This window comes from Cupriavidus pauculus, from assembly GCF_002858765.1.
Classification (GTDB): Bacteria; Pseudomonadota; Gammaproteobacteria; order Burkholderiales; family Burkholderiaceae; genus Cupriavidus; species Cupriavidus pauculus_B.
Genome location: NZ_PJRP01000015.1, coordinates 23,938 through 50,024 on the forward strand (window position 1 = coordinate 23,938; position 26,087 = coordinate 50,024).

Below are 26,087 nucleotides of genomic sequence, written 5' to 3' on the forward strand. Positions count from 1 at the left end.
CTTAGCGGATCGCGCCCAGGGCGTCGCGGTGTTGGATCAGGAATGATTCGACACCGCACGGCTCGCGTCCGGTCAGCCGCCGAAAGTCGGGGCTGACCGCCTGCATCGCACCCTGCGCCATGCCGCGCTCCAGATAGACGAGCATGCCGGCGACCGGGTCGGGCAGGCCGCCGGCAACCAGTCCGGCGCGCAACACGTCTTCCGACACCTCTTCCACCTTGACCTCGACACCCAGGCAGGCGCCGATGGCCTGCGCGAGGGCCGTCGGTGTGACCGCCTGCGGGCCGGTGATGTCGTAGGTCGCACCCGATGCAGCAGGGTCGGCGCGCAACGCGCAGGCACCGGCCAGCGCGCAATCGGCACGGGCGACATAGGCCACGCCGGCGCTGGCGTTCAGCGTCCGCAGCACGCCCGACGCCATGGCCTGGCGAGCCGTGGCGAGCACCATCTCCATGTAGAACGCGTGGCGCAACACCGTATGGCCGATGCCGGCGGCACGCAAGGCCTGTTCGGTCGCCAGGTGGTCAGCGGCCAGCGCGGCCAGCGGCGAATCGGCGCCGGCCATGAACGAGGCATAGACGATATGCCCGACACCGGCTTCCTGCGCGGCGGCAATCGCGTGCCGATGCTGCCGCACGCGCCGAGCCCCGGCGCATTCCGCCGCCGTGCTGGTCAGCAGCATGCGGTGCGCCCCGGCAAATGCCTGCGTCAGGCCTGCGGGCTGGTCGAAATCGGCCTGGCGGACATCGACCCCCTGGTCGGCCAGATCCTGCGCCAGCGATGGCGTGCGGGTGGTGCCAATCCGTCCGGCTGGGTGGGATTCCATCAGATGGGTGGCCGCGAGGCGGCCGTAGTGCCCGGATACCCCGGTCACCAGAAGTTTCTGCGTCTGCATGACATTTCCTTGCGACATGGCGCGGCGCCAATGATCCGGCCCGGCCGGTCACTGGCACGCGTATCCGGCACGCGTGACAGGGCAGGCGTACCGGGCGGAATGGCTTGGGATCCCTAGCGGGAAGCAAGGAAGGCAGATGTCATGGTGCGCATGGTAGCGCGACTGTCACACAGCGGATACAGGTGCTTCACGCGCGTGACACATGCACGCCACAGGCTACGCGTCGAGGCGTGCTGCAACGACTCCGGTAATGCGGTGAAGGGCATCGCATTGGCACACCTGCTTCGTCGCTCGCGCTTCGTCCATCCCACTTAGCGAGCGACGAAAAATGAAACAGATGATGAAAGGCTCCCCGGCCCGCGTAGCGCACCTGCTGGCGGCGCTGGTCGGCAGCCTGGCACTGGCTGCCTGCGGCGGCGACGACAATAACGCCAGCAACCCGCCCGCCCAGACGCCGGCCACGCCTGCCACCCCCACCGCGCTCAAGACACTCGACGGCAATCCGCCGCTGGTGATCGGCCATCGCGGGCTGCCGGGCCTGTATCCCGAGGAGACGCAGGTGTCGTACGAAGGCGCCGCCGACGCGGGCGCCGATTCGCTCGAGGAAGACGTGCACCTGAGCAAGGACTGTGTACTCGTGGTGCGCCACAACCCCTGGCTCAGCGACAACACCAACATTGCCGACGTGGCCAAGACCAACGCCACCGTGGCCGCACGCAAGCGCACCGTGCCCGGCGTGCGCGTGCCGGTGTCGTGGCCGACCACGGCCACCAGCGGCCCGTCGAGCTACCTGTCCGACCTGACCAATCCGGCCGACCCCACGTCGGTGCTGCGGTCGCTGGTCGTCGATGGCGAAGACCACACCAACGACTGGTCGATCACCGATTTCACGGTGGCTGAACTGAAGCAGTGGGTGCGAGGCACGACCTACGACGCCAGGGATGTGCGCCCCACGGCACTGAACGGCCAGTTCCCGATCCTGACGCTGCAGGAGGTGTACGACATCGCGCGCGCCAAGTCCGCGGTGACGGGCAAGGCCTTCACGATCTATCCGGAAGCCAAGAACCCGTACTGGAACAACGCGCAGGCGATTGCCAACGGCTGCGGCGCGGCGGGTTCGCGTCCGCTGGAAGACGCCCTGATCCAGTTCCTGAGCGCCAACAACCTGAACAGCAAGACCGCGCCGATCTTCCTGCAGAGCTTTGATCCGGCCAGCCTCAAGTACATGCGGTCCAAGGGCGTGCAGGCGCGCATGGTGCAGCTGGTGGACGGCAACGCGGTCAACTACCAGACGGGCGAGATGATCTACCAGACCAACGACGACTACGCGTTTGTCGACGGCCGGCCGTACAGCTGGACGATTGCCGGCGACCCGCGCTGGTTTGGCGAAATGCTGACGCCTGCCGGACTGGCCGAGATCAAGACGTATGCCGACGGCATCGGCCCGTGGAAGCCGCAGGTCTTTGCCTGGAAGGTCACGCCGTGGAAGGCCACCAACGCCGACGGCACGCCCTACACGGGAACGCTCGCCGACGTGAATTCGGTGGAGCCCACCAGCCTGATCGCCGATGCGCACAAGGCCGGCCTGTTCGTGCATCCGTACACGTTCCGCAACGAGGCGCGCTACCTGCCGGGCAAGTACAAGGGCGACCCGGTGGGCGAGTATCTGGACGCGTTCCGGGCGGGTGTGGACGGCGTGTTCTCGGACTTTGCCAATACGGCCGTGGCGGCGCGGGCGCAGTACCTGAAGGAAACGGGGCGCTAGGCGCGGCCCGATGTCCCGATGACGGAAGAGACGCCCGCGCCTGCGGGCGTTTCTGTTTCCTGCTTCCGGTTTCCTATTGCAGCGTGGGCAGTTCGTTGCGCTGGTAGCAAACGCCGGCCAGGAAGCCGCTCAGCACCGACGCGGCTTCGCGGCCGCCAGCCGGGCGGGCCTGGATGGCCGACACGGCGAATTCGGTCAGCGCCACCATGGGAGCCGAGGGCGGGTTGCCGCCCTCGAAGAGCGCGCGCTTGGCGCTGTAGCCATGGGTGCGCATGTCCACCGCGGCGGACATCGCCGTCGCGGCATAGACGGTGCAGGACTTGTAGCGGACGGGATCGTAGGCCGGGGCCGCGGGCTCGGCGGGCCTGGACGCAGCACGCGGCGCGGCCATCAGCGCCGTCGACAGCATCAGCGCACAGACGCTGAACAGCACTCGGTAGGTCTTCATGTCTTCCAGAATCACGACACTGTTGCCAGATACATTGCGGATAGTCTGGTTATCGGCAGGAAAGACAAGGGGCTGAATATGCGGGGGGAGGGCGTGCGGACGGCGCCAGGCCGCCCGCAGCGGGGGTCAGCTGGCGCGGCCGGCCAGCAGGTCGCCCACCAGTTCGATGTACTTCTGTTTGGCTTCGTCCTGGGCGGTGCCCTTCAGGGCTTCCCAGGCCTCGAACTTGTAGCGGCCGACGAAATCGGTCATGCCGGGCTTGTCGCCATGGGCGTTGCCTTCCGCACCTTGCTTGTACAGCGCGTACAGGCGCAGCAGCGTCATGTTGTTGGGGCGCTCCGACAGCGTCTTGACGTCGATTTGGGCCTGGTCGAATTGGGCTTGCAGGTCGCTCATGGGGTCTCCGTGTGGCAATGCGTTGAACAGGGGCGATGATAAGCGCCGCCGGCGTCCGTTTCGGTGCAAAAAAGTCGAGGAAGCTTTCAGATTGCCCGGCTGGCGGGCGGCGCGGGGCGTGCCGTTGCCAATACTGCTTTGCCCCGCCAGCGGATACAATCGCAGCCATGTCCTGGATTCTTGCTGTCGAGACCTCCACAGAGTGGTGTTCCGTCGCACTCGGGCGCGCCGCCGCGGATGGCGCCGCCGAGTGTTTCTCCCGTCATGAGCACACCGGCGTGCGTTCGTCGTCGCGGGTGCTGCCTGCCGTCGGCGAGGTATTGGCCGAGGCCGGCATCCGCCTGGCCGACTGCGCCGCCATCGCCTTTGGCGCGGGCCCCGGCTCCTTCACCGGCCTGCGCACCGCCTGTGGCGTGGTGCAAGGCCTGGCGTTTGGCGCCGACCTCCCAGTCATTCCCGTCAACGTGCTGATGGCGTGCGCGGAAAGCGTACGCAACGCCACGCCGAACGCGCCAGGTGTGCTGGCTACATCGGCGCTGCCTGCGGGTGCGGCGGTGCTGGTCGCCATCGACGCGCGCATGGACGAAGCCTATGCCGCCACGTTCCGCTGGGACGATGCCGGGAACGAGTGGGCGATGGAAGGTGCCATGCAGGCGGGCGCGCCGGAATCGATCGCAGCGCCCGAAGGGGATTTCTGGCTGGCCGGCAACGCGCTGACCGTCTTTGGCGATCGCCTGACGGCGGCGACCCGTGCCGCGCGCACGGTGCCGGAGGCCATGCCCGACGCCCGCGCCATGGTGTCGATTGCCCAGCGAGCGCTGGCACGCGGCGAGACGATTGCCGCGGCGGACGCCATGCCGATCTATGTGCGCGACAAGGTCGCCCAGACCATTGTGGAGCGCGAGGCCGTGGCCGCCGCCAAGGCCGCCGCGCTGGCCGGGCAGGGAGCGGCCCGATGAGCGCCGCGCTGCTGCCACCCGAGCGCCCGGAACGTCCCGAGTGGCCGACCGTACCGGCCATGCCGGCGCTGGCGCCGGGCTGGGCGCTGGATCATATGAGCGCCCGCGACCTGCCGGAAGTGGCCGAGATCGAACAGCGCGCCTACAGCCATCCGTGGACGCGCGGCAACTTCGAGAATTCGCTCAAGGCGGGGCATTTCGGGCTGACGCTGCGCGATCCGTCGACAGCGCTGATTGGCTACGCGATGCTGATGCCGGTGGTCGACGAGATGCACCTGCTCAATATCACGATCGATCCGATTCACCAGCGGCAGGGCTACGGGCGCCTGCTGCTGGCCATCGCGCTGGCCACGTCGCATGGGCACCGGCTGCACACGATGCTGCTGGAGGTGCGTCCGTCGAATATCGGCGCGCTGGCGCTGTACCTGGAAGCGGGGTTTGTCGAGATCGGCCGCCGCAAGGGCTACTACCCGGCCACGGCGCTGGGGCGCGAGGACGCCCTGGTGCTGCGCCGCGTCTGGCCCGCCAGTGTTGACGGAGAACCGGCATGAACCGCCGCGCGATGTTCCTGGAGGCTTTGGGTATCCCCGCCGAGTGGGTGCCGCGCCGGGCGCCGGCCGTCGAGATGGCCGATGACGAAGCGGTAGCGGCGGAAGCTGCCGTCATCGAGACGGCCGTGGAACCGGTCGCGCAAACGGTGGCGCAAATGGTCGCGCAAACGGTCGCGCAAACGGTGACCGAAGCGGCCGTGGCACCCGTAGCGGCACGGCAGCAGGACGTCCGGGAATCCCGGTCCCTCCGGCCGTCCGAGCCGGCCAGCGTGCCTGCCGCCGATTTTCCGGCCGACATTCCGGCCGACATTCAGGCCGACGCTTCAGCCGAGATCGACCACGCCGTCGACAACGCCGTCGAACTGGCAGCGACCGTCGAGGCCTTCGACGCACCGAACCCCGACCGGCCGGTTGCGCCGGCCGTAGCGCAGCCGCTGGTCCGCCTGCCCGGGCAGGCGGACCGCGAGGCCGCCATTGCCGACATGCCCTGGCCCGCGCTGGCGGACAGCGTGGCCGGCTGTACCGCATGCGGCCTGTGCGACACCCGCACCCAAACCGTGTTCGGCGTGGGTGACACCCAGGCCGAATGGATGCTGGTGGGTGAGGCGCCGGGCGAGAACGAGGACTTGCAGGGCGAGCCGTTCGTCGGCCAGGCCGGCAAGCTGCTGGACAACATGCTGGGGGCGCTGGGCCTGGCGCGCGGACGCAACGTCTATATCGCCAACGTGCTCAAGTGCCGTCCGCCGGGCAACCGGAATCCGGAGCCCGACGAAGTGGCCCAGTGCGAGCCCTACCTGAAGCGCCAGATTGCGCTGATCAAGCCGAAGGTCATCGTGGTGCTGGGCCGCTTTGCGGCGCAGTCGCTGCTGCGGTCGACCACGCCGATCGGCAAGCTGCGCGGCACGGTGCATACCTACGAGGGCATTCCCGTGGTGGTGACCTATCACCCCGCCTACCTGCTGCGCACGCTGACCGACAAGGCGCGTGCCTGGGAAGACCTGTGTCTGGCACGCGAGGTCCACGATCGTGCGGGAGCTCAAGCCTGATCTCGCGCTGGTGACGCCGACGGGCGGCTGCGCGCCGACCGGGGCGGACGCGCCTTTGCCGCTCTGGTGCCGCGCGGCCTCGCAGCGCGCGCGCGACCTGGCGTGGTGCTCGCTGTCTCCGGCGCTGCTGTCGCATCTGCCCGATGGCTACCAGGACGGGCCTGCGCGGCTGGCCCAATGGCCGCCCGGCGCGCGGGCGGGATGGCAGGCCTGGCTGTCGCAGGCCGACCCGGCCACCTTGCCCGAAACCATCGCCGAACTGAGCCAGCATCCGGACCCGACCGGCAGCCGCAGCCTGCGCCTGGGGCGTCATGCCGAGCGGCTGCTGCATTTCGCGCTGCGGCATACGCAAGGGGTGGATCTGCTGGCCGCCAATGTCCCGATCCGCCGCGCCAACGGGCATGGCGTGCAAACGCTGGGCGAACTCGACGTGATCTGGCGCGACCCCGCCGACGCGGCCGTCGTCCACTGGGAGATGGCCGCCAAGTTCTACCTGATGGTGGAGGGCGTTGCCGGGCATCGGGCCTTTGTCGGGCCGAACCTGGTCGACCGCCTGGGTGACAAGCTCGATCACATCGTGCGGCGTCAGTTGCCGCTAGGCCTGACGGCCGAGGCCCAGGCGCTGATCGGGCATCCCGTGGATCGCAGCGAAGTCTATTTGCTGGGCTGGCTGTTCTACCGCGACGGCATCGTGCCGGCCGGTCTGGAAACCCTGGGCATTGCGCCGGATCACCTGAACGGGTGGTGGATGCCGCTCGACGCCTGGCATGCCCGGGCGACGGACCCCGCCAGAGGCCACGTGCGCTGGTGCCGGCTATCCAGGTCCGACTGGCTGTCGGGCGCCCGTGTGGCCGACGGCGCGACCGAGGCCGCGGCGGTCATGCACGACGCGCTGGCCGAACGCTTTGCCGACCCGCTGCACGCGTGGCGCCGCGAGTCACCGGTCATGGTCTGTGAACTGGTGCAGGATCAGGATGCGCCCGGCATCTGGCGCGAACGCTCGCGCGGATTCGTGGTGCCGGACGACTGGGAGGCGCGGGCCGCGCTGCGGGCCGGGGCGCCGTGAGGGGGGGGCGAGTGACGCCCTCGGGGGCGTCCTCGGAGATACCCCGCGTGTGATCAGTGGTGCTTGTCCTCGCCGATCATCGCCAGCGAGTTGTACACCTTGACGTTGTGCTTGTGCAGGCGCATCACCAGCGCCATGGTCGCCACGATGAACAGGCCCAGCGCGACGATGACAAAGCCGATCGGCACGTTCAGCTTGATCAGCAGCGCGTACAGGCACAGCATCAGCAGCACCGAAACGTTCTCGTTGAAGTTCTGCACCGCGATGGAATGGCCAGCCGAAAGCAGCACATGGCCGCGGTGCTGGAGCAGGGCGTTCATCGGCACCACGAAGTAGCCCGACATGGCCCCCACGATCATCAGGAACACGTAGGCGATGGCCATGTGGAGCGGCATCGCCATGCCCAGCACGTCGAGCGTCACGGCCGGCATGGTGTCCTTGGTGTAGAACGCCATCAGGATCACGGTGGCACCCATGGCCACGCCGAACGGCAGCACCGACAGCGACTTGCGCAGCGGAATGCGCGCGGCGGCGGCGATAGCGCCCACGGCCACGCCCACGGCCACCACGGCCTGCAGCAGCGCGCCTTGCGACAGGTTCAGCCCCAGCGACTTCTCGGCCCACTTGAGCACGATGAACTGCAGTGTGGCGCCCACGCCCCAGAACAGCGTGGTCACGGCCAGCGAGATCTGGCCCAGCTTGTCGCGCCACAGCGCAATGAAGCAGTCGCCGAATTCGGCAATCAGCTTGATGGGGTTCTTTTCCTGCTGGGGATAGCGCGCGCCGGTGTCGGGGATGAACAGGTTGAAGACCCCGGCGATGAAGTAGAACAGCATGATCACCACCATCGCCGCTTCCGCGGGGGTGTTGATGCCGGTGTCCACGTAGGGCAGGTCGAAGCGCAGCAGGATGGTCGACAGGTGAACCGAGATCAGGGCGCCGCCCACGACCGTGCCCAGGATGATCGAACCGACCGTCAGGCCTTCGATCCAGCCATTGGCCATCACCAGCTTCTCGGGGGGCAGCAGCTCGGTCAGGATGCCGTACTTGGCCGGCGAATAGGCCGCCGCGCCGAACCCGACCACGCCATAGGCCAGCAGCGGGTGCAGCCCGAACATCATGATGGCGCAGCCCACGATCTTGATGGCATTGGTGATCAGCATCACCTTGCCCTTGGGCATGGAGTCGGCAAAGGCGCCCACGAATGCCGCCAGCACCACATAGGACAGCACGAAGAACAGCTTGAGCAGCGGCGTCATCCACTGCGGGGAATGCAATTCGGTAAGAAGGGCAATGGCTGCGATGAGCAGGGCATTGTCGGCCAGCGACGAAAAGAACTGCGCGGCCATGATCGTGTAGAAACCCTTCTTCATACCTTGGACTTTGTCTCCATCGCGGGCGTCCATGTGGACGGGCAAAAACGCACTGGCCGGCAGTGCCGTCGCTTGCAGGGAACCTGTTGCACCTGTCTTGTCAAAGTGGGGCGGCGACGCTACTTTCGCGCGCCTTGCGGCTTGCCTGACCGTCATTGACATATTGCTTCTCTTTCAAAACATGGCCGGAGCGTCCGGCTTTATATCACGAATCCGCGACATTTCAGCACACCGGCGGACGCGCATTGGACAGTACATGCCCGGATGGATTCCCGGAATCGACGTGCGGATGTGGTCAAATATCGCCTGCGCAAGGTGGTGCCGGCATGTCCGCCCAGGCCGGTTCGTCCCGGAGCCTGTTACCGCACAGTGTGTGCCACCTCAACGCCCGAATCCAGTGGCCTGCCGACCGGGTCTTCCCGCATCTGGTGCAGAACATCGTTCGGCAGCCCACGCAAGCAGTCATACCCATGCCAAGACCCATTCACGCTGTCATCCACCAGCCTGCGCTGGCCAACAACCTTGAAGTGGTGCGCCGCCATGCGCCCGATTCCCGCGTCTGGGCGGTGGTCAAGGCCAACGCCTACGGCCACGGCATCCGCCGCGCCTTTGCCGGCCTGAAGGCCGCCGACGGCTTCGGCCTGCTGGACCTCAACGAAGCCGTGCTGCTGCGCGAACTGGGCTGGCAGGGTCCGATCCTGCTGCTGGAGGGATTCTTCCAGCCCCAGGATGTTCCCGTGATCGAGCAATATCGCCTGACCACTGCCATCCACTGCGAAGAGCAGCTGCGCATGCTGGAGCAGGCCCGGCCCAAGGGCCCGCTGGCCATCCAGCTCAAGCTCAACACCGGCATGAACCGGCTGGGATTCCGCCCGGCGCAGTACCGGACGGCCTGGGAGCGCGCCCGCACCATGCCCTGCGTGGGCAGTATCGTCCATATGACCCATTTCTCCGATGCCGACAGCGCGCGCGGCATCGCGCACCAGATCGAGGCGTTCGAGTCCGCCACGGCCAACCTGCCCGGCGAGGTCAGCCTGTCGAATTCGGCTGCGGTGCTCTGGCATCCGTCGGCCCATCGCAACTGGGTGCGGCCGGGCGTGATCCTCTACGGCGGCTCGCCCACGGGCCTGTGGGCCGACATCGCGGATACCGGCCTGCAGCCGGCGATGTCGCTGCACAGCGAACTGATCGGCATCCAGGACCTGCAACCGGGCGATACCGTTGGCTATGGCTCGATGTTTACGGCCGACCGGGCGATGCGTATCGGCGTGGTGGCCTGCGGCTACGCGGATGGCTACCCGCGCCACGCGTCCGGCTGGGGCGACAAGCGCGCCCCGGTGCTGGTCGATGGCGTGCGCACCGAGCTGGTGGGCCGCGTGTCGATGGACATGATCTGTGTGGACCTGACCCCGTGCCCCAAGGCCAAGGCCGGTTCGCCGGTCACGCTCTGGGGCCACGGGCTGCCGATCGACGATGTGGCCGCCGCCAGCGGCACGGTCGGCTATGAACTGATGTGCGCCCTGGCGCCGCGCGTGCCGACGACGGTGGCCATGCTGACCACGGCCGATTCGGTCGCCTGAAGACCGCCCGAGCCCACCCAGCCCTAGTCCGCCCAGTCAGAATTCTTCGATGGCCAAAACCAAGACTGTCTATACCTGTACCGAATGCGGCGGGACCTCGCCGCGTTGGGCGGGCCAATGCCCGCAATGCAACGCCTGGAACACGCTCGTCGAGACCGTGGCGGAATCAGGATCGTCGGCCGCGCGCCGCTTCCAGCCGCTGGCGGCGTCGGCCGTGGTCCGCAAGCTGAGCGACATCGAAGCCGCCGATGTGCCGCGCTTCACCACGGGCATCGATGAATTCGACCGGGTGCTCGGTGGCGGGCTGGTGTCGGGCGGGGTGGTGCTGATCGGCGGCGACCCCGGCATCGGCAAGTCGACGCTGCTGCTGCAGACGCTGGCCAACCTGTCGGCCAACCGGCGCGTGCTCTATATCAGTGGCGAGGAATCGGGCGCCCAGATCGCGCTGCGCGCGCAGCGGCTGGGGGTGGAGGCCGCCACGCTGGGCCTGCTGCCCGAGATCCAGCTCGAGAAAATCCAGGCCGCGCTGGAAGCCGACAAGCCCGAAGTGGCCGTGATCGACTCGATCCAGACGGTGTATTCAGAGGCGCTGACCTCGGCGCCGGGGTCGGTGGCCCAGGTGCGCGAGTGCGCGGCGCAGCTGACGCGCATCGCCAAGAGCAGCGACATCACCATCATCCTGGTGGGCCATGTGACCAAGGAAGGCAGCCTGGCCGGGCCGCGCGTGCTGGAGCACATTGTCGACACGGTGCTGTATTTCGAGGGCGACACCCATTCGTCGCACCGGTTGATCCGCGCGTTCAAGAACCGCTTCGGCGCGGTCAACGAACTTGGCGTTTTTGCGATGACCGAGCGCGGCCTGCGCGGCATCAGCAATCCGTCGGCGCTGTTCCTGTCGCAGCACGAGGAGCAGGTGGCAGGGTCGTGCGTGCTGGTGACGCAGGAGGGCACGCGCCCGCTGCTGGTGGAGGTGCAGGCGCTGGTCGACACGGCCAACGTGCCTAACCCGCGTCGGCTGGCGGTGGGCCTGGAGCAGAACCGGCTGGCGATGCTGCTGGCGGTGCTGCACCGGCACGCCGGCATCGCGTGCTTCGACCAGGACGTGTTCCTGAATGCGGTCGGCGGGGTCAAGATCACCGAGCCGGCCGCCGATTTGGCGGTTCTGCTATCGATTCACTCGTCGATGCGCAACAAGCCGCTGCCGCGCGGGCTGGTGGTGTTTGGCGAAGTGGGCCTGGCTGGCGAGATCCGTCCTAGCCCACGCGGGCAGGAACGGCTCAAGGAGGCCGCCAAGCTGGGCTTCACGGTGGCCGTGATCCCGAAGGCCAACGCGCCGAAGCAGCCCATCGACGGGCTGGAAGTCATTGCGGTGGACCGCCTGGAGCAGGCGATCGACCGCGTGCGGCACCTGGACTGACGCCATGACCGACGCTGCCGTGGATGCGGAAGACACAGCGTCGCGGTCCGTGGCGCGTGGCAAGCGGTCGCAGGCCGCCTACCAGGCGCTGCGCGACGACATCTTTGCATTCCGGCTGCTGCCCGGCGACCGGTTCACCGAAAACGATGTGGCCGAGCGGCTCGGCATCTCACGTACGCCGGTGCGCGAGGCGCTGCAGCGCCTGCAAGGCGATGGCCTGGTGCGGGGCTACTACCGCAACGGCTGGGAAGTGGTGCCGCTGGACCTGGGCCGCTTCGAGGCCCTGTATGAACTGCGCACGCTGCTGGAAACCCACGCCGCCACGCGGCTTTGCCAGCCGTCGCACGCGGCGCGGCGTACCGCGCTGATCGCCATGCTCGACGCTACCTGGCGCGTGCCGCAGGTCCAGCGGCTGGTCGATGGCAACGCCGTGGCGCAACTCGACGAGGCGTTTCACCTGGCCATCGTCGACGCAGCGGGCAACCCGGAAGCGGCCGCCGTGCATCAGCAGGTGACCGACCGCATCCGCATCATCCGCCGGCTCGACTTTGCGTTCGGCGAGCGGATCTCGCTGACTTACGACGAACATGGCGCAATCCTGGCCGCGCTGGCCGATGCCGATGCGGGGCGCGCGGTGGCGCTGCTGTCGACCCATATCGAGGACGGCCGCGCCGAAGTCAGCCGCCTGACGATGGCGCGGCTTGAGGAAGCCCGCACCAGCTTCGTGCCGTCGACCGAATCCGGTGCACCGGTGCGCCGCCGCCGGTTCGGCTGAGTCCTCTCGTTCTTCCGTCAGTTTCTCCGCTTGCGGCGTTCTGCCGCGGCGTTCCATCCCCCGCTTTCCCCCACGCCACGCGGCATAGGCCGCTTCACACCTGATGGTGTCTGACCATGTCTGCGCCCCCCTCGCCAGTAGGGGTGGCCATGGCATGCCTATTGCGACCGTTCCACGCAGGAAATTTATGTATACATAAATAACGGAACTGTTGTGACCTTCCATTTGAATCCGATCCGGGGCAGCCGGGGCATGGCGGTGGCGCCGCACGCGCTGGCATCGCAGAGCGCGCTGGCCGTGCTGCGCGACGGCGGCAACGCTGTCGAGGCGATGATCGCGGCGGCGGCCACCATCGCCGTGGTCTATCCGCATATGAATAGCCTGGGTGGCGACAGTTTCTGGCTGATCGCCCGCCCGGGCGAGGCCCCGCTGGCCCTGGATGCCTGCGGCGCGGCAGCAGGGGCGGCGACCATCGCGCTCTATCGCGAGGCGGGCTTTGCTTCGATTCCCACGCGCGGCGGTATGGCCGCAAACACGGTGGCCGGCACGGTGTCGGGCTGGCAGGCCGCGCTCGACTGGCAGCGCGACGCACTGGGCGGACGCCTGCCGCTGGCGCGGCTGCTGGCCGATGCCATCGACCATGCGCGCGACGGCGTGCCGGTCACCGACAGCCAGTCGGCCTGCGTCGCGGCCAAGGCCGATGAACTGAAGGATGTGCCGGGGTTTGCGCAGACCTTCCTGGTGAATGGCGCGGCGCCCGCGCCCGGCAGCCGTTTCCGCCATCCACGCCTGGCCGCCACGCTGGAGCAGCTCGCGCGCGCCGGGCTGGGGGATTTCTATCACGGCGACCTGGCCCGGATGCTGGCGCACGAACTGCAGCAGGTTGGCAGCCCGCTGACGGCCGCCGACCTGCACGCTCATCGCGCCACCTGGAAGGCGCCGCTGGCGCTGGCGCACTCGCAAGGCACGGTCTACAACATGCCGCCGCCCACCCAGGGGCTGGTGTCGCTGCTGATCCTGGGGCAGCTCGACCGGCTGCTCACGCCCGACATGGACCCACTTGGCGCGGCGTTCGTGCACGCCTGCGTGGAATCGACCAAGCAGGCGTTCCACGTGCGCGACCACCACATCACCGATCCGGCCTATATGGAGATCGATCCGCGCGACCTGCTGGCGCCGCCCTGGCTGGACGCCGCCGCGGCGCGCATCCGTGCCGACGGCGTGCTGCCGTGGGGGCAGGGCATGGGGCCGGCCGACACGGTGTGGATGGGCGTGGTGGATGCCAACGGCGTGGCCGTCAGCTTTATCCAGAGCATCTATCACGAGTTTGGCAGCGGCATCGTGCTGCCGCAGTCGGGGGTGAACTGGCAGAACCGCGGGTGCAGCTTCGCGCTGGACCCGGCCGCCCGTAACCCGCTGATGCCGGGCCGCAAGCCGTTCCACACGCTGAATCCAGCGATGGCCCGCCTCGACGATGGCCGCACGCTGGTCTACGGAAACATGGGCGGCGACGGCCAGCCGCAGTCGCAGGCAGCCGTGTTCTCGCGGATCGTCCATTTCGGCATGAACCCGCAGGCGGCCATCGACGCGCCGCGCTGGCTTCTGGGGCGCACCTGGGGCCAGACCAGCGACACCCTGAAGCTCGAGGCGCGCTTTCCGTCGACGGTGCAGCACGCGTTGCGCACGCTGGGCCACGACGTGGAGGTACTGCGCCCCTATGACGAAGCGATGGGCCACGCAGGCGCCATCGTGCTGCAGCCGAATGGCCTGTACCAGGGTGGCAGCGACCCGCGCAGCGATGGCGCGGTGGCCGCCTGGTGAGCGCGTGGTGACTGGCTGGTGAGGCGGGCGCCGGCCCGTACTGGATTCCAACAAGGCGTGGCGCCGCTTGGCCACGCGTCTCTCTCGAAGTCTGTCTGAAGGAGTGGTTCGATGCGTACCGTTGCTGATAACGCGGCCCTGGGTGTGCCGCAAGCCGTGCCGCTGGCGCGCACGCGCTGGCTGCAGTTGCTGCTGGGTCTCGCGTGCATGATGGCGATTTCCAGTCCGCAGTATGTGTGGACGCTGTTCACCAAGCCGCTGTCCGCCAAGCTGGGCGTGCCGCTGTCCGAACTGCAGGTCACGTTCTCGCTGCTGATCGTGCTGCAGACGTTCTTCTCGCCGTTCCAGGGCGCGATGATCGAACGGTTCGGCCCGCGCCGGCTGATAGCGCTGGGCACGGTGCTGGCGGGTCTGTCGTGGGTGCTGGCCGCGTCGGCGCAGAGCGTGAGCATGCTGTACCTGACCTACGGCGTGGTGGGCGGGCTCGGCACGGGCATCGTCTACGTGGGCGTGGTGGGGCAGATGGTGCGCTGGTTCCCGGATCGGCGCGGCTTTGCCGTGGGCATGGTGGCGGCCGGCTACGGCATGGGCGCCATCCTGACCACATTCCCGATTGCCGCCGCGCTGGCGGGCAAGGGGCTGGAATCCACGCTCTGGCAGTTCGGCCTGATCTTCGCGGTGATCGGCTTCCTGGCCTCGCAGGGGCTGCGTGCGCCGGCCGCCGGCGAGCAGTTGGCGGTGCGGCCCGCCTACACGCCGTCGAACGTGGCCGACGTGCCGACGCGCAAGATGCTCAAGACGCCGCTGTTCTGGCTGCTGTTCGCGATGATGACGATGATGTCGACGTCGGGCCTGATGGTCACGTCGCAGATGGCCGCTTTTGCCAAGGATTTCGGGGTGTCGAACGCCGTGGTGTTCGGCATGGCCGCGCTGCCGCTGGCGCTGACCATCGACCGCCTGACCAACGGCCTGACGCGTCCGATGTTCGGCTGGATCTCGGACCGCTGGGGTCGTGAAAATACGATGTGCTTCGCCTTTGCGCTGGAAGCGGTGGCGATGACGCTGTGGCTGCTCACGCGCGAGAACGCGGTATTGTTCGTGCTGCTGTCCGGCGTGGTGTTCCTGGGCTGGGGCGAGATCTTCTCGCTGTTCCCGTCGACGCTGACCGATACCTTCGGCACCAAATTCGCCACCACCAATTACGGCTGGCTCTATATCTCGCAGGGCATCGGCTCGATCTTTGGCGGCCCGCTGGCGGCGCTGATGCACGAGCGGATGGGTAGCTGGATGCCGGTCTTCGGCGTGGCCATCACGCTGGACATCGTCACGGCGCTGCTGGCCATTGCCGTGCTGAAGCCCTGGCGCAAGCGGTATCTGGGCGCGCCGGCGGCGGGCTGATCGATCGGGAAGGTGTCGGGAGTGGGGCGGGAATGGGTCGGGTATGGGTTGGGAATGGGTTGGGAATGGGGCGGGAGTGGGTTGGGGTGGCAGGTGCGTCAATCGGCCACAGTGCAGGTTGTGGCCGATTGCGCGGGCACCCCGGTGCCTGACCTGAAAATGGGTAATAATTCGCGTCGAAGCCATTCTTGCCCTCGACACCCATGCAAGCCAACTCTCGCGCCTATTTCCTGCTGATCGTCGTCGTCTCGTTTGCGTTGCTCGGTGCCGCGCTGTACATGCAGTACGTGGAAGGCTACCAGCCGTGCCCGCTCTGCATCATGCAGCGCTTTGCGTTCCTGGGCATCGGCCTGTTTTCGCTGCTGGCGGCCATTGCGCAGAACACGCGCACGCTGTGGCAGGGGCTGGGCATGCTGTCCGGCGTGGCCGGTATCGCGGTGGCGGGCTACCACGTGTCGCTGCTGCTGAACCCGAAGGCATCGTGCGGCATTGATCCGCTGGAAAACTGGGTCAACGCGCTGCCCACGGCCAAGCTGCTGCCGCAGGTGTTCTATTCGGACGGCCTGTGCACCGCGCCGCTGCCCCCGCTGTTCGGCCTGTCGATCCCGGCCTGGTCGCTGATCTGGCTCGTGATCCTGACGCTGACGCTGGCGGTGGGGCTGATCCGCCGCGAGAAGAACTATCGCTGAGCCGTATCCGCCAAAGAGAAAGGCCGACGCATGCGTCGGCCTTTTTTCGTTGACCTTTCAGCTCTGGCCAGGATGGGGATCAGGCGATCTGCTCGATCTGCTCCTGCAGTTCCAGCCAGCGTTCCTCCAGCTGGTCCAGCTCGCCCGTGACCTCGCCCTGGCGCTTGAGCATCTCCATCAGCTTCGTCTTGCTGGCTTCCTCATAGCTTGAAGATTCGGCCATGAAGGCGTCGATCACGGTCTTGTCGGCCTGCAGCACCGACATCCGTTTTTCCACCTTTTCCAGTTCCTTGGTCAGCGGCTTGCGCAGCACCGACAGCCGCTGCCGTTCGTCGGCCTCGGCGCGGCGTTGATCGCGGCGGTTGACCGCTGGCGTGGCCTCGGCGGCGTGGGCGGCCGTGGCGGCATTGCGCTTGGCGGCGGCCTGTTGCAGCAGCCAGTCGCGGTAGTCGTCAAGGTCGCCGTCGAACGGGCGGATCGTGCCGTCGGCCACCAGCATGAACTGGTCGGACGTGGCGCGCAGCAGGTGCCGGTCGTGCGAGACGAGGATCAGCGTGCCCTCGAACTGGGCCAGGGCCATGGTCAGCGCCTCGCGCGTGTCCAGGTCCAGGTGGTTGGTCGGTTCGTCCAGTAGCAGCAGGTTCGGCTTCTGCCAGACGATCAGCGACAGGGCCAGCCGGGCCTTCTCGCCGCCCGAGAACGGCTCGATTGGCGACGTGGCCATGTCGCCGCGGAAATTGAAGCTGCCCAGGAAGTCGCGCAGCTCCTGCTCGCGTACGTCCGGGGCCAGCCGCGCCAGGTGCTGCAGCGGTGAATCGTGGTCGCGCAGCGTCTCCAACTGGTGCTGGGCGAAGTAGCCGATGACCAGGCCCTTGCCCAGTCGCACCGTGCCGTTGAGCGCCGGCTGCGTGCCCGCCAGCGTCTTGACCAGCGTCGACTTGCCCTGGCCGTTGGCGCCGAGCAGGCCGATGCGCTGGCCGTTCTGGATCGACAGCATGAGCCGGTGCAGGATGGTGACGGGCGGATCGGCTTCGGCGTAGCCGCAGTCGACGTTGTCGAGCACCATCATCGGGTTGGGCGCCGAATCGGGCTCGCGGAACTCGAACGCGAAGCCGGCCGCCACGTGCACGGGCGCCAGCCGCTCCATCTTTTCCAGCGCCTTGACACGGCTCTGGGCCTGGCGCGCCTTGGTGGCCTTGGCCTTGAAGCGCGTGATGAACGATTCCAGGTGGGCGATTTCCTTCTGCTGGCGCGTGTAGGCGGACTGCTGCTGGGCCATCTGCTGCAGCCGCATCGTCTCGAACAGCGTGTAATTGCCGCCGTAGCGCTTGAGCTGCTGGTTCTCGATATGCACCGTGACGTTGCAGATCGCGTCCAGGAATTCGCGGTCGTGCGAAATCATCACCAGCGTGCCCGGGTAGCGGGCCAGCCAGTCTTCGAGCCAGACGATGGCGTCCAGGTCCAGGTGGTTGGTCGGTTCGTCGAGCAGCAGCAGGTCTGACGGGCACATCAGCGCCTGCGCCAGGTTCAGGCGCATGCGCCAGCCGCCCGAAAACGATGCCACCGGCTGCGACACCTGGGGCAGCGTGAAGCCCAGGCCAAGCAGCAGCGCCTCGGCGCGGGCCGCGGCGGTGTAGCCATCGGCATCGGCATAGGCGGCGTGGGCCTCGGCTTCGGCCGAGCCGTCGCCGCTGGCCTGCGCGGTGGCAATGCGCGATTCGATCTCGCGCAGGTGCGTGTCGCCGTCGATCACGTAGTCCACAGCCGTGCGATCGACGGCAGGTGTCTCTTGAGCCACATGTGCGATGCGCCACTGGGCGGGCACGATCACATCGCCGCCATCGGCATGCAGTTCGCCCCGCAGCATCGCGAACAGGGTGGACTTGCCGCTACCGTTGGCGCCAACGAGGCCCACGCGCTCGCCCGGGTTGAGCGTCACGGTGGTGTAGTCGAACAGCACCTTGGTGCCGCGCTGGAGGACAAGCTGGTCGATTCGTATCACGTGGAGGGCTTCGAGGCTGGGTAAGACTGAATAAAGCGCGATAAAGCTGGATCAGGCAGGCCGGCATTGTAGCGCGCCGGGGCCTGTTGGCCCGGGATGCGCCGCGCCGGCGTGCCTGGCGGCTTTCAGCCGCCTTGCATGTCCGCTCCCATGTATTGAGGGATTTCCCGTATTCGGTCACTTAGGCCATTGCGGGCACGCCATTTGCGTGTAAATTTATTTACATTGATTGCTGCACTGCGAAAGTGCCTTTTCATTGCCGGATCATCGCCAAAGTCGTGGGCGATGCCTCAAGGCGGTGCCAACCCCACACCCGACGTCCTGACATGCCCATCGGCCAGACGATTTCCGAACGCATCGCTCGCGCCTTGCCCACACTGACGCCTGCGCACCAGCGCATGGCGAACTACGTGCTGGACAACCTGTTTCGCGCGGCCACGATGCGGATCGACGAATTCGCCACGGCGGTGGAGGTGTCGGTAGCCACCGCCAACCGCTTTGCCAAGGCACTGGGTTTCGAGGGCTATCCGCAGTTTCGCGCCGAACTGGTGCGCGGCTTCGAGGCGACGCTGGCGCCGGTGGAGCGCCTGCGTGACGAACTGGCCCGCCCCAGCACGGTGGCCGATGTATTTGCCGCCTCGCTGGAGGACGGCGCCCGCAATCTGGAATCCACGCGCCGCAATCTCGATCCCGAATCGATCGAGCGGGCCGTCGATGCCATTCTGGAAGCCGAGCGCGTCTATGTGATGGGCTTTGGCGCCAGCGGCTATCTGGCGGGCCTGATGCAGCATGGGCTGGAGATGCACTGCCGGATGGTGACATCGGTGTCGACCGTGGGCGGCGCGTCGCACGCGGCGCGGCAGCTGTTCAAGCTGACGCCGAAGGACCTGGTGGTCTGCATCGCGTTTCCGCGCTATGTGACCGACTCGATGAAGCTGGCCCAGCGCGTGAAGGCGCACGGCGGCCGGCTGCTGGCGTTGACCGACGGCCCCACCTCGCCGCTGGCGCCGCTGGCCGACATTGCGCTGTATGCGAATGCCGGCAACCGCCTGTCCGCCAACTCCGAAGCCACGGTGCTGGCGTTGATCGAGGCGCTGTGCGGCGCGGTGTCCTACCGTTCGGTGCGCGCGGTAAAGGCGGCGGCCGAGATGACCGAATTCCTGCTGCCGTGGCTGTACGGCGCGCCCGGTGCGCGCGACGACCGCGGCGCGCAGAAATCCTCAGACTGAAGTCAAGAAGGGAAGTAGAAGGACCTATGCCTCAAGCTGTTATCGCCATCCACGGCGGCGCCGGCACGATCACCCGTGCGGCCATGGACGCCAACCGCGAACGCGAATACACCACCGCGCTGGAACAGGTGCTGCTGGCCGGCCAGCGCGTGCTGGCCGAAGGCGGCAGCGCGCTAGACGCCGTGACCGAAGCCGTGCGCCTGCTCGAAGAATGCCCGCTGTTCAATGCTGGCAAGGGCGCCGTGCTGACGCACGCGGGCACCTACGAGCTGGATGCGTCGGTCATGGATGGCGCCACGCTGAATGCTGGCGCCGTGGCCTGCGTCAAGCGCCTGCGCAATCCGGTGCTGGCCGCCCGCGCCGTGCTGGAAAAGAGCGAGCATGTGCTGTTTGCCGGCGAGGGTGCCGAGGCATTTGCCGAAGCGCAAGGGCTGGAACTGGTGGCGCCGGACTACTACTTCACCCAGGCCCGCTACGACCAGTGGCAGCGCGCCCAGGGCACCACGGGTATGGCGCTGCTGGATCACGACGCCGCTGCGCTGGCCGCCAAGGCCGCGCAGGAAAACAAGGCCGATCCGCTCGATGCGGACACGAAGTTCGGCACGGTCGGTGCCGTGGCCTGCGATGCCAACGGCAACCTGGCCGCGGCGACCTCTACCGGAGGCGTCACCAACAAGCAGGTGGGCCGCGTGGGCGATACGCCGGTGCTGGGCGCGGGCTGCTATGCCGATGACGTGGCGGCCGTATCGGCCACGGGCACCGGCGAGATGTTTATCCGCACGGCGGCCGCGTTCGATGTGTCGGCGCAGATGCGCTACGCGGGTTTGTCGCTGGAAGAATCGGCGCGCCGCGTGGTCATGGAAAAGCTGACCGCCATCCACGGCCGTGGCGGCCTGATCGCGGTGGATCGCGCGGGCAACGTGACGTTGCCGTTCAATACCGAAGGCATGTATCGCGGCCTGGCCCGCGTCGGCGAACCGGTCAACGTCTGGATTTACGGCTGATATGGTGAATACTGTTTCCAAGCAAGCGAAGTCCACCCAGGGCATTGTGCTGCCGCCCGAGCGCGTGGTGGCCGTGAATGACCTGACCGTGCGCTTTTCCACGTCCGAGCGTACCGTCGAGGCGGTGCGCAACCTGTCCTTCCACGTGGATCGTGGCGAGACGCTGGCCGTGGTGGGCGAATCGGGCTCGGGCAAATCGGTGACGTCGCTGGCGCTGATGCGTCTGGTGGAGCACGGCGGCGGCAAGATCGCCAACGGCGGCATGCTGCTGCGCCGGCGCTCGGGTGAGGTGCTGGATCTGGTCAATTCCACGGAATCGACGCTGCGCAGCGTGCGCGGCGCCGATGTGGCGATGATCTTCCAGGAGCCGATGACCTCGTTGAACCCGGTGTTCCCGGTGGGCGAGCAGATTGCCGAATCGATCCGCCTGCACCAGGGCAAGGGCAAGGCCTCGGCGCGCGCCGAGGCGCTGCGCATGCTGGAACTGGTGCGCATTCCCGAGGCACGCCGCGTGCTGGACCGCTTTCCGCACCAGCTGTCGGGCGGCATGCGCCAGCGCGTGATGATCGCCATGGCGCTGTCGTGCAAGCCGGCGCTGCTGATTGCCGACGAGCCGACCACGGCGCTGGACGTGACGATCCAGGCCGAAATCCTGCAGCTGATCCGCAACCTGCAGGCCGAGATGGACATGGGCGTTGTCTTCATCACGCACGACATGGGCGTGGTGGCCGAGGTGGCCGACCGCGTGCTGGTGATGTATCGCGGCGAGAAGGTGGAAGAGGGCACGTCCGACGACGTGTTCCACGCGCCTGCGCATCCGTACACGCGTGCGCTGCTGTCGGCCGTGCCCAAGCTCGGCGCGATGGCGGGCACGGACCTGCCGGCCCGCTTCCCGCTGGTGCAGATGAGCGACGCGGACGCCGCGGTCAAGGAGCTGCCGCAGGACACCGTGCCGGCCGACGCCGCACCGATCCTGCGCGTGCGGGACCTGGTCACGCGCTTCGACGTGCCGGGCGGCCTGTTCGGCAAGATCACCCGCCGCGTGCATGCGGTGGAACAGGTCAGCTTCGATCTCTATCCCGGCGAAACGCTGGCGCTGGTGGGCGAATCGGGCTGCGGCAAGTCCACCACGGGCCGGTCGCTGCTGCGCCTGGTCGATGCCCAGAGCGGCACGATCGAGTTCGCGGGCCAGAACATCAGCAAGATGCAGGGCCCGGCCCTGCAGGCACTGCGTCGCAACATCCAGTTCATCTTCCAGGACCCATTTGCGTCGCTCGATCCGCGCGTGCCGGTGGGCTACTCGATCATGGAACCGCTGCTGGTGCACAAGGTGGCCAGCGGCAAGGAAGCCGAGGCCCGCGTGGCCTGGCTGCTGGAAAAGGTGGGCCTGACGGCGGCGCATGCGTCGCGCTATCCGCACGAGTTCTCGGGCGGCCAGCGGCAGCGTATCTGTATCGCCCGCGCGCTGGCGCTGAACCCGAAGGTGGTGGTGGCCGACGAATCGGTGTCCGCGCTGGACGTGTCGATCCAGGCGCAGATCGTCAACCTGATGCTGGACCTGCAGCGCGAACTGGGCGTGGCCTTCCTGTTCATTTCGCATGACATGGCCGTGGTGGAGCGCGTGAGCCACCGCGTGGCGGTGATGTACCTGGGCCAGATCGTCGAGATCGGCCCGCGCCGCGCCATCTTCGAGAACCCGCAGCACCCTTATACGAAGAAGCTGATGTCGGCGGTGCCGGTTGCAGACCCCGCGCGCCGCCATCTGAAGCGCGAACCGTTGAACGACGAGATTCCGAGCCCGATCCGCATGGTCGGCGACGAGCCTGTCGTACAGCCGCTGGTGGCCGTGGCCGGCAGCGGTGCGCATGGCCACTTTGTGGCACGGCACGCCATTGGCGGCGCCTATTGACTGATTCCGTAGTACCGAAGTCGCTGTATCCCCTGTATTCCTGCTTTCCCGATAGAGGAGAAGAGATGTCCAAGGTTTCTTTCCGGCTGATGGCCGGTGCTGCCGCAGTCGGCGCCATGGGTATGCTGGCCGCCGCCCCGGCCTTTGCCGCCAAGGATGCGGTGATGGCCGTGTATTCGACGTTCACCACGCTCGATCCGTACGACGCCAACGACACGCTGTCGCAGGCCGCCACCAAGTCGTTCTACCAGGGCCTGTTCGGCTTCGACAAGGACCTGAAGCTGGTCAACGTGCTGGCCGAAAGCTATGACGTGAGCAAGGACGGCCTGGTCTACACGTTCAAGCTCAAGAAGAACATCAAGTTCCACGACGGCACCACGTTCGACGCCACGGCCGTCAAGGCCAACCTGGACCGCGTGACCGATCCGGCCAACAAGCTCAAGCGCTACACGCTGTTCAACCGCGTGGCCAAGACCGAGGTGGTCGACCCGTACACCGCCCGCGTGACGCTCAAGGAGCCGTTCTCGCCGTTCATCAACGTGCTGGCCCACCCGTCGGCTGTGATGATCAGCCCGACCGCGCTGAAGAAGTACGGCAAGGAAATTGCCTTCCACCCGGTGGGCACCGGCCCGTTCGAGTTCGTGGAATGGAAGCAGACCGACTTCCTGAAGGGCAAGAAGTTTGCCGGCTACTGGAAGACCGGCTACCCGAAGATCGACACGATCACGTGGAAGCCCGTGGTGGACAACAACACGCGCTCGGCCGTGATGCAGACGGGCGAGGCTGACTTCGCGTTCAGTATTCCGTTCGAGCAGGCTGCGCTGCTGAAGGCCAGCCCGAAGGTGGACCTGATCGACTCGCCGTCGATCATCCAGCGCTACCTGTCGCTGAACACGACGGTGAAGCCGTTCAACGATCCGAAGGTGCGCCAGGCCATCAACTACGCCATCAACAAGGAAGCGCTGGCCAAGGTGGCCTTCGCCGGCCACGCTGTGCCGGCCGATGGCGTGGTGCCGCATGGCGTGGACTACGCCGAGAAGCTGGGCCCGTGGCCGTACAACCCGGCGAAGGCGCGCGAGCTGCTGAAGGAAGCCGGCTACCCGAACGGCTTCGAGACCACGCTGTGGTCGGCCTATAACCACACCACCGCGCAGAAGGTGATCCAGTTCGTGCAGCAGCAGCTGCAGCAGGTGGGCATCAAGGCGCAGGTGTTGGCCCTGGAAGCTGGCCAGCGCGTGGAGCGCGTGGAATCGGTGCAGAAGCCGGAAGAAGCCGGCGTGCGCATGTACTACGTGGGCTGGTCGTCGTCGACCGGTGAATCGGACTGGGCGCTGCGTCCGCTGCTGGCATCGGAATCGATGCCGCCGAAGCTGCTGAACACGGCGTACTACAAGAACGACCAGGTGGATGCCGACATCGCCGGCGCGCTGCGTACGACCGATCGCGCCGAGAAGGCCAAGCTGTACAAGGATGCCCAGCAACGCATCTGGAACGACGCTCCCTGGGCCTTCCTGGTGACCGAGAAGATCCTGTACGCCCGTGCCAAGCGCCTGACCGGCGCCTACGTGATGCCCGACGGCTCGTTCAACTTCGACGAAATCGACATCAAGCAGTAAGCCTGGACGGTCTTCCGCGAGGTTTTTCCCCTTTCTCGCCTGGCGGGAGAGGGGCGGGGAGAGAGGGCAGGCGTCTCAAGATGCGGCAAGTGGCAATTTGAACCGCCATGCCGTCTCCCCCAACCCCTCTCCCACACGTGGGAGGGGGGAGCAGTGAAGTAGCAGTAGTAGATATGAAGTGGTAGCAGTCGCGGTAAGCAGTACATAACAAGCTGTTTATAAATGCGGTAAGCCGAGAGGCCGCCTGCCCGTGTATGCGGGGTGAAAGGGCGGGCGGCCACCGGTCTCAAATTTCTGGTTTTCTGGTGTCAGGATGCTGAATTACTTCCTCAAACGTTTTCTGGGCGTCATACCGACGATGCTGCTCGTGGCAGTGTTGGTATTTCTGTTCGTCCACCTGCTGCCCGGCGATCCGGCGCGGCTGGCCGCTGGCCCGGAAGCCGATCAGGCCACTGTCGAACTGGTCCGCAAGGACCTGGGGCTCGACAAGCCGATGCACGAGCAGTTCGTGCGCTTCTTTACGAATGCCCTGCAGGGAGAGTTCGGTACATCGCTGCGCTCCAAGCGCCCGGTTTCGCAGGAAATCGGCGAGCGCTTCCTGCCAACGCTGTACCTGACCGTCACGTCGATGGTCTGGGCGGTGATCTTCGGCATGACCATCGGCATCAGTTCGGCCGTATGGCGCAACAAGTGGCCTGACCGCCTGGGCATGACGCTGGCCGTGTCGGGCATCTCGTTCCCGGCCTTCGCGCTGGGCATGCTGCTGATGGAGATTTTCTCCGTGCAGCTGGGCTGGCTGCCGTCGATCGGCGCCGACAGCTGGAAGCACTACATCCTGCCGTCGCTGACGCTGGGCGCCGCCGTGGCCGCCGTGATGGCCCGATTCACGCGCGCATCGTTCATCGAGGTGCTGCAGGAAGATTTCGTGCGTACCGCCCGCGCCAAGGGCGTGCGCGAGACCGTGGTGGTGATCAAGCACGCGCTGCGCAACGCCATGATTCCGGTGGTGACGATGATGGGCCTGCAGTTCGGCTTCCTGCTGGGCGGCTCGATCCTGGTGGAGATGGTGTTCAACTGGCCGGGCCTGGGCCGTCTGCTGGTGGATGCCGTGGAAATGCGCGATTACCCCGTGATCCAGGCCGAAGTGCTGCTGTTCTCGCTGGAATTCATCCTGATCAATCTGGTGGTGGACCTGCTGTACACCGTGATCAACCCCACCATCCGTTACAAGTAAGGAGGCTGACATGACCGAGCTTTCCACGTCCGCCACCACCGCGCCGGCTTCGGCCCCCGAAGCCGTCCGTACGCCCTGGACCGAGTTCTGGCGCAAGTTCCGCAAGCAGCATCTGGCGCTGGTTGCCGGCGTCTTCGTGCTGCTGCTGGTGGTGATCGCCATCCTGGCGCCCCACATCGTGCCGTACGACCCCGAGAACTACTTCGACTACGACGCGCTGAACGCCGGCCCGTCGGCCGCCCACTGGATGGGGGTCGACTCGCTGGGCCGCGACATCTTCAGCCGCATCCTGGCCGGCACGCGAATCTCGCTGGCCGCCGGCGTGTTCTCGGTGGTCATCGGCGCCATCATCGGCACGCTGCTGGGTCTGATGGCCGGCTATTACGAAGGCTGGTGGGACCGCATCGTCACGCGCATCTGCGACGTGCTGTTTGCCTTCCCCGGCATCCTGCTGGCCATCGCCATCGTGGCCATCCTTGGCAACGGCATGGTCAACGTGATCATGGCCGTGGCCGTGTTCAGCGTGCCGGCGTTTGCCCGCCTGGTGCGCGGCAACACGCTGATGCTCAAGCGCCTGACCTATGTGGAAGCGGCCCGCAGTATCGGGGCGTCCGACTGGACCATCCTGATGCGCCATATCCTGCCGGGCACCGTGTCGTCGATCGTGGTCTATTTCTCGATGCGGATCGGTACGTCGATCATCACGGCCGCCGGCCTGTCGTTCATCGGCCTGGGCGCGCAGCCGCCCACGCCCGAGTGGGGCGCGATGCTGAGCCAGGCGCGCGCCGACATGGTGACCGCGCCGCACGTGGCCATCTTCCCGAGCCTGGCGATCTTCCTGACCGTGCTGGCGTTCAACCTGCTTGGCGACGGCCTGCGCGACGCGCTGGATCCGAAGATCGATCGTCGCTGAT

At 67.0% G+C, this 26,087-nt stretch carries 22 protein-coding genes; 17 read left to right on the forward strand and 5 right to left on the reverse strand.

Features of this window, described 5'->3' with window-relative positions; all coding sequences use genetic code 11:
• Window position 1: 1 nt before the first annotated feature.
• Window positions 2–895, reverse strand: a complete 894-nt coding sequence (locus CYJ10_RS24975) for an NmrA family NAD(P)-binding protein (RefSeq protein ID WP_180863054.1) — start codon at window positions 893–895, stop codon at window positions 2–4.
• 337 nt (window positions 896–1,232) lie between these two features.
• On the opposite strand from CYJ10_RS24975, the gene CYJ10_RS24980 reads away from it, so the two are divergent.
• Entirely contained in the window at window positions 1,233–2,660 is a 1,428-nt protein-coding gene (locus CYJ10_RS24980) for a glycerophosphodiester phosphodiesterase family protein (RefSeq protein ID WP_257993520.1), read from the forward strand.
• Between the two features lie 73 nt (window positions 2,661–2,733).
• On the opposite strand, the gene CYJ10_RS24985 is transcribed toward CYJ10_RS24980, so the two are convergent.
• Window positions 2,734–3,108, reverse strand: a complete 375-nt coding sequence (locus CYJ10_RS24985) for a hypothetical protein (protein ID WP_146002119.1) — start codon at window positions 3,106–3,108, stop codon at window positions 2,734–2,736.
• Between the two features lie 126 nt (window positions 3,109–3,234).
• Entirely contained in the window at window positions 3,235–3,504 is a 270-nt protein-coding gene (locus tag CYJ10_RS24990; RefSeq protein ID WP_101684140.1) for an acyl-CoA-binding protein, read from the reverse strand.
• A 167-nt stretch (window positions 3,505–3,671) separates the two neighbouring features.
• Between CYJ10_RS24990 and tsaB the strand changes: the two genes are divergently transcribed.
• From tsaB to CYJ10_RS25010, 4 genes are read left to right on the forward strand one after another with little or no spacing between them, the layout of a single operon-like run.
• Window positions 3,672–4,463, forward strand: a complete 792-nt coding sequence (tsaB, locus tag CYJ10_RS24995) for a tRNA (adenosine(37)-N6)-threonylcarbamoyltransferase complex dimerization subunit type 1 TsaB (RefSeq protein ID WP_101684141.1) — start codon at window positions 3,672–3,674, stop codon at window positions 4,461–4,463.
• Window positions 4,460–5,014, forward strand: coding sequence for a ribosomal protein S18-alanine N-acetyltransferase (rimI, locus tag CYJ10_RS25000; RefSeq protein ID WP_101684142.1), 555 nt, complete (start codon window positions 4,460–4,462; stop codon window positions 5,012–5,014). The genes tsaB and rimI overlap by 4 nt, the downstream gene beginning before the upstream one ends.
• Entirely contained in the window at window positions 5,011–6,060 is a 1,050-nt protein-coding gene (locus CYJ10_RS25005) for a uracil-DNA glycosylase (protein WP_101684143.1), read from the forward strand. Before rimI ends, CYJ10_RS25005 begins: the two co-directional genes overlap by 4 nt.
• Window positions 6,041–7,126 carry a DUF1853 family protein gene (locus CYJ10_RS25010; RefSeq protein WP_101684144.1) on the forward strand — a complete coding sequence of 362 codons (1,086 nt, stop codon included), beginning with the start codon at window positions 6,041–6,043 and terminating at the stop codon, window positions 7,124–7,126. Before CYJ10_RS25005 ends, CYJ10_RS25010 begins: the two co-directional genes overlap by 20 nt.
• A 53-nt stretch (window positions 7,127–7,179) precedes the next feature.
• Here CYJ10_RS25010 and lplT read toward each other — a convergent pair whose 3' ends face one another.
• On the reverse strand, window positions 7,180–8,499 hold the full coding sequence (gene lplT / locus CYJ10_RS25015; protein WP_101684145.1) for a lysophospholipid transporter LplT: 1,320 nt from the start codon (window positions 8,497–8,499) through the stop codon (window positions 7,180–7,182).
• Between the two features lie 470 nt (window positions 8,500–8,969).
• On the opposite strand from lplT, the gene alr reads away from it, so the two are divergent.
• The 6 genes from alr (at window position 8,970) to CYJ10_RS25045 (ending at window position 16,179) form a co-directional block, all read left to right on the forward strand.
• Window positions 8,970–10,079, forward strand: a complete 1,110-nt coding sequence (gene alr, locus CYJ10_RS25020) for an alanine racemase (protein ID WP_101684146.1) — start codon at window positions 8,970–8,972, stop codon at window positions 10,077–10,079.
• A 49-nt stretch (window positions 10,080–10,128) separates the two neighbouring features.
• Entirely contained in the window at window positions 10,129–11,496 is a 1,368-nt protein-coding gene (gene radA, locus CYJ10_RS25025) for a DNA repair protein RadA (protein ID WP_101684147.1), read from the forward strand.
• Window positions 11,497–11,500: 4 nt separating this feature from the next.
• The gene (locus CYJ10_RS25030; protein ID WP_101684148.1) at window positions 11,501–12,271 is read left to right on the forward strand and encodes a GntR family transcriptional regulator; all 771 of its coding nucleotides are present in this window, start codon (window positions 11,501–11,503) and stop codon (window positions 12,269–12,271) included.
• Between the two features lie 252 nt (window positions 12,272–12,523).
• Entirely contained in the window at window positions 12,524–14,092 is a 1,569-nt protein-coding gene (locus CYJ10_RS25035) for a gamma-glutamyltransferase family protein (RefSeq protein ID WP_101684267.1), read from the forward strand.
• A 111-nt stretch (window positions 14,093–14,203) separates the two neighbouring features.
• Window positions 14,204–15,490 carry an oxalate/formate MFS antiporter gene (gene oxlT / locus CYJ10_RS25040; RefSeq protein WP_101684149.1) on the forward strand — a complete coding sequence of 429 codons (1,287 nt, stop codon included), beginning with the start codon at window positions 14,204–14,206 and terminating at the stop codon, window positions 15,488–15,490.
• A 203-nt stretch (window positions 15,491–15,693) separates the two neighbouring features.
• A complete protein-coding gene (locus CYJ10_RS25045) occupies window positions 15,694–16,179 on the forward strand; it encodes a disulfide bond formation protein B (RefSeq protein ID WP_101684150.1) in 486 nt (161 codons plus the stop codon).
• A 79-nt stretch (window positions 16,180–16,258) separates the two neighbouring features.
• On the opposite strand, the gene CYJ10_RS25050 is transcribed toward CYJ10_RS25045, so the two are convergent.
• Window positions 16,259–18,181, reverse strand: coding sequence for an ATP-binding cassette domain-containing protein (locus CYJ10_RS25050; RefSeq protein WP_101684151.1), 1,923 nt, complete (start codon window positions 18,179–18,181; stop codon window positions 16,259–16,261).
• A 326-nt stretch (window positions 18,182–18,507) separates the two neighbouring features.
• On the opposite strand from CYJ10_RS25050, the gene CYJ10_RS25055 reads away from it, so the two are divergent.
• The 6 genes from CYJ10_RS25055 to gsiD all read left to right on the forward strand — a co-directional run bounded on the left by CYJ10_RS25055 (window position 18,508) and on the right by gsiD (window position 26,086).
• Window positions 18,508–19,410, forward strand: coding sequence for a MurR/RpiR family transcriptional regulator (locus CYJ10_RS25055; RefSeq protein ID WP_101684152.1), 903 nt, complete (start codon window positions 18,508–18,510; stop codon window positions 19,408–19,410).
• 26 nt (window positions 19,411–19,436) lie between these two features.
• Window positions 19,437–20,414, forward strand: a complete 978-nt coding sequence (locus tag CYJ10_RS25060; RefSeq protein ID WP_101684153.1) for an isoaspartyl peptidase/L-asparaginase family protein — start codon at window positions 19,437–19,439, stop codon at window positions 20,412–20,414.
• Between the two features lies 1 nt (window position 20,415).
• Window positions 20,416–22,323 (forward strand): dipeptide ABC transporter ATP-binding protein, encoded by a 1,908-nt coding sequence (locus CYJ10_RS25065; protein WP_101684154.1) that lies wholly within the window; start codon window positions 20,416–20,418, stop codon window positions 22,321–22,323.
• Between the two features lie 65 nt (window positions 22,324–22,388).
• Window positions 22,389–23,939 carry a glutathione ABC transporter substrate-binding protein GsiB gene (gene gsiB / locus CYJ10_RS25070; RefSeq protein ID WP_101684155.1) on the forward strand — a complete coding sequence of 517 codons (1,551 nt, stop codon included), beginning with the start codon at window positions 22,389–22,391 and terminating at the stop codon, window positions 23,937–23,939.
• 313 nt (window positions 23,940–24,252) lie between these two features.
• Entirely contained in the window at window positions 24,253–25,173 is a 921-nt protein-coding gene (gene gsiC, locus CYJ10_RS25075) for a glutathione ABC transporter permease GsiC (RefSeq protein WP_101684156.1), read from the forward strand.
• A gap of 10 nt (window positions 25,174–25,183) precedes the next feature.
• Entirely contained in the window at window positions 25,184–26,086 is a 903-nt protein-coding gene (gene gsiD, locus CYJ10_RS25080) for a glutathione ABC transporter permease GsiD (RefSeq protein ID WP_101684157.1), read from the forward strand.
• Window position 26,087 lies beyond the last annotated feature (1 nt).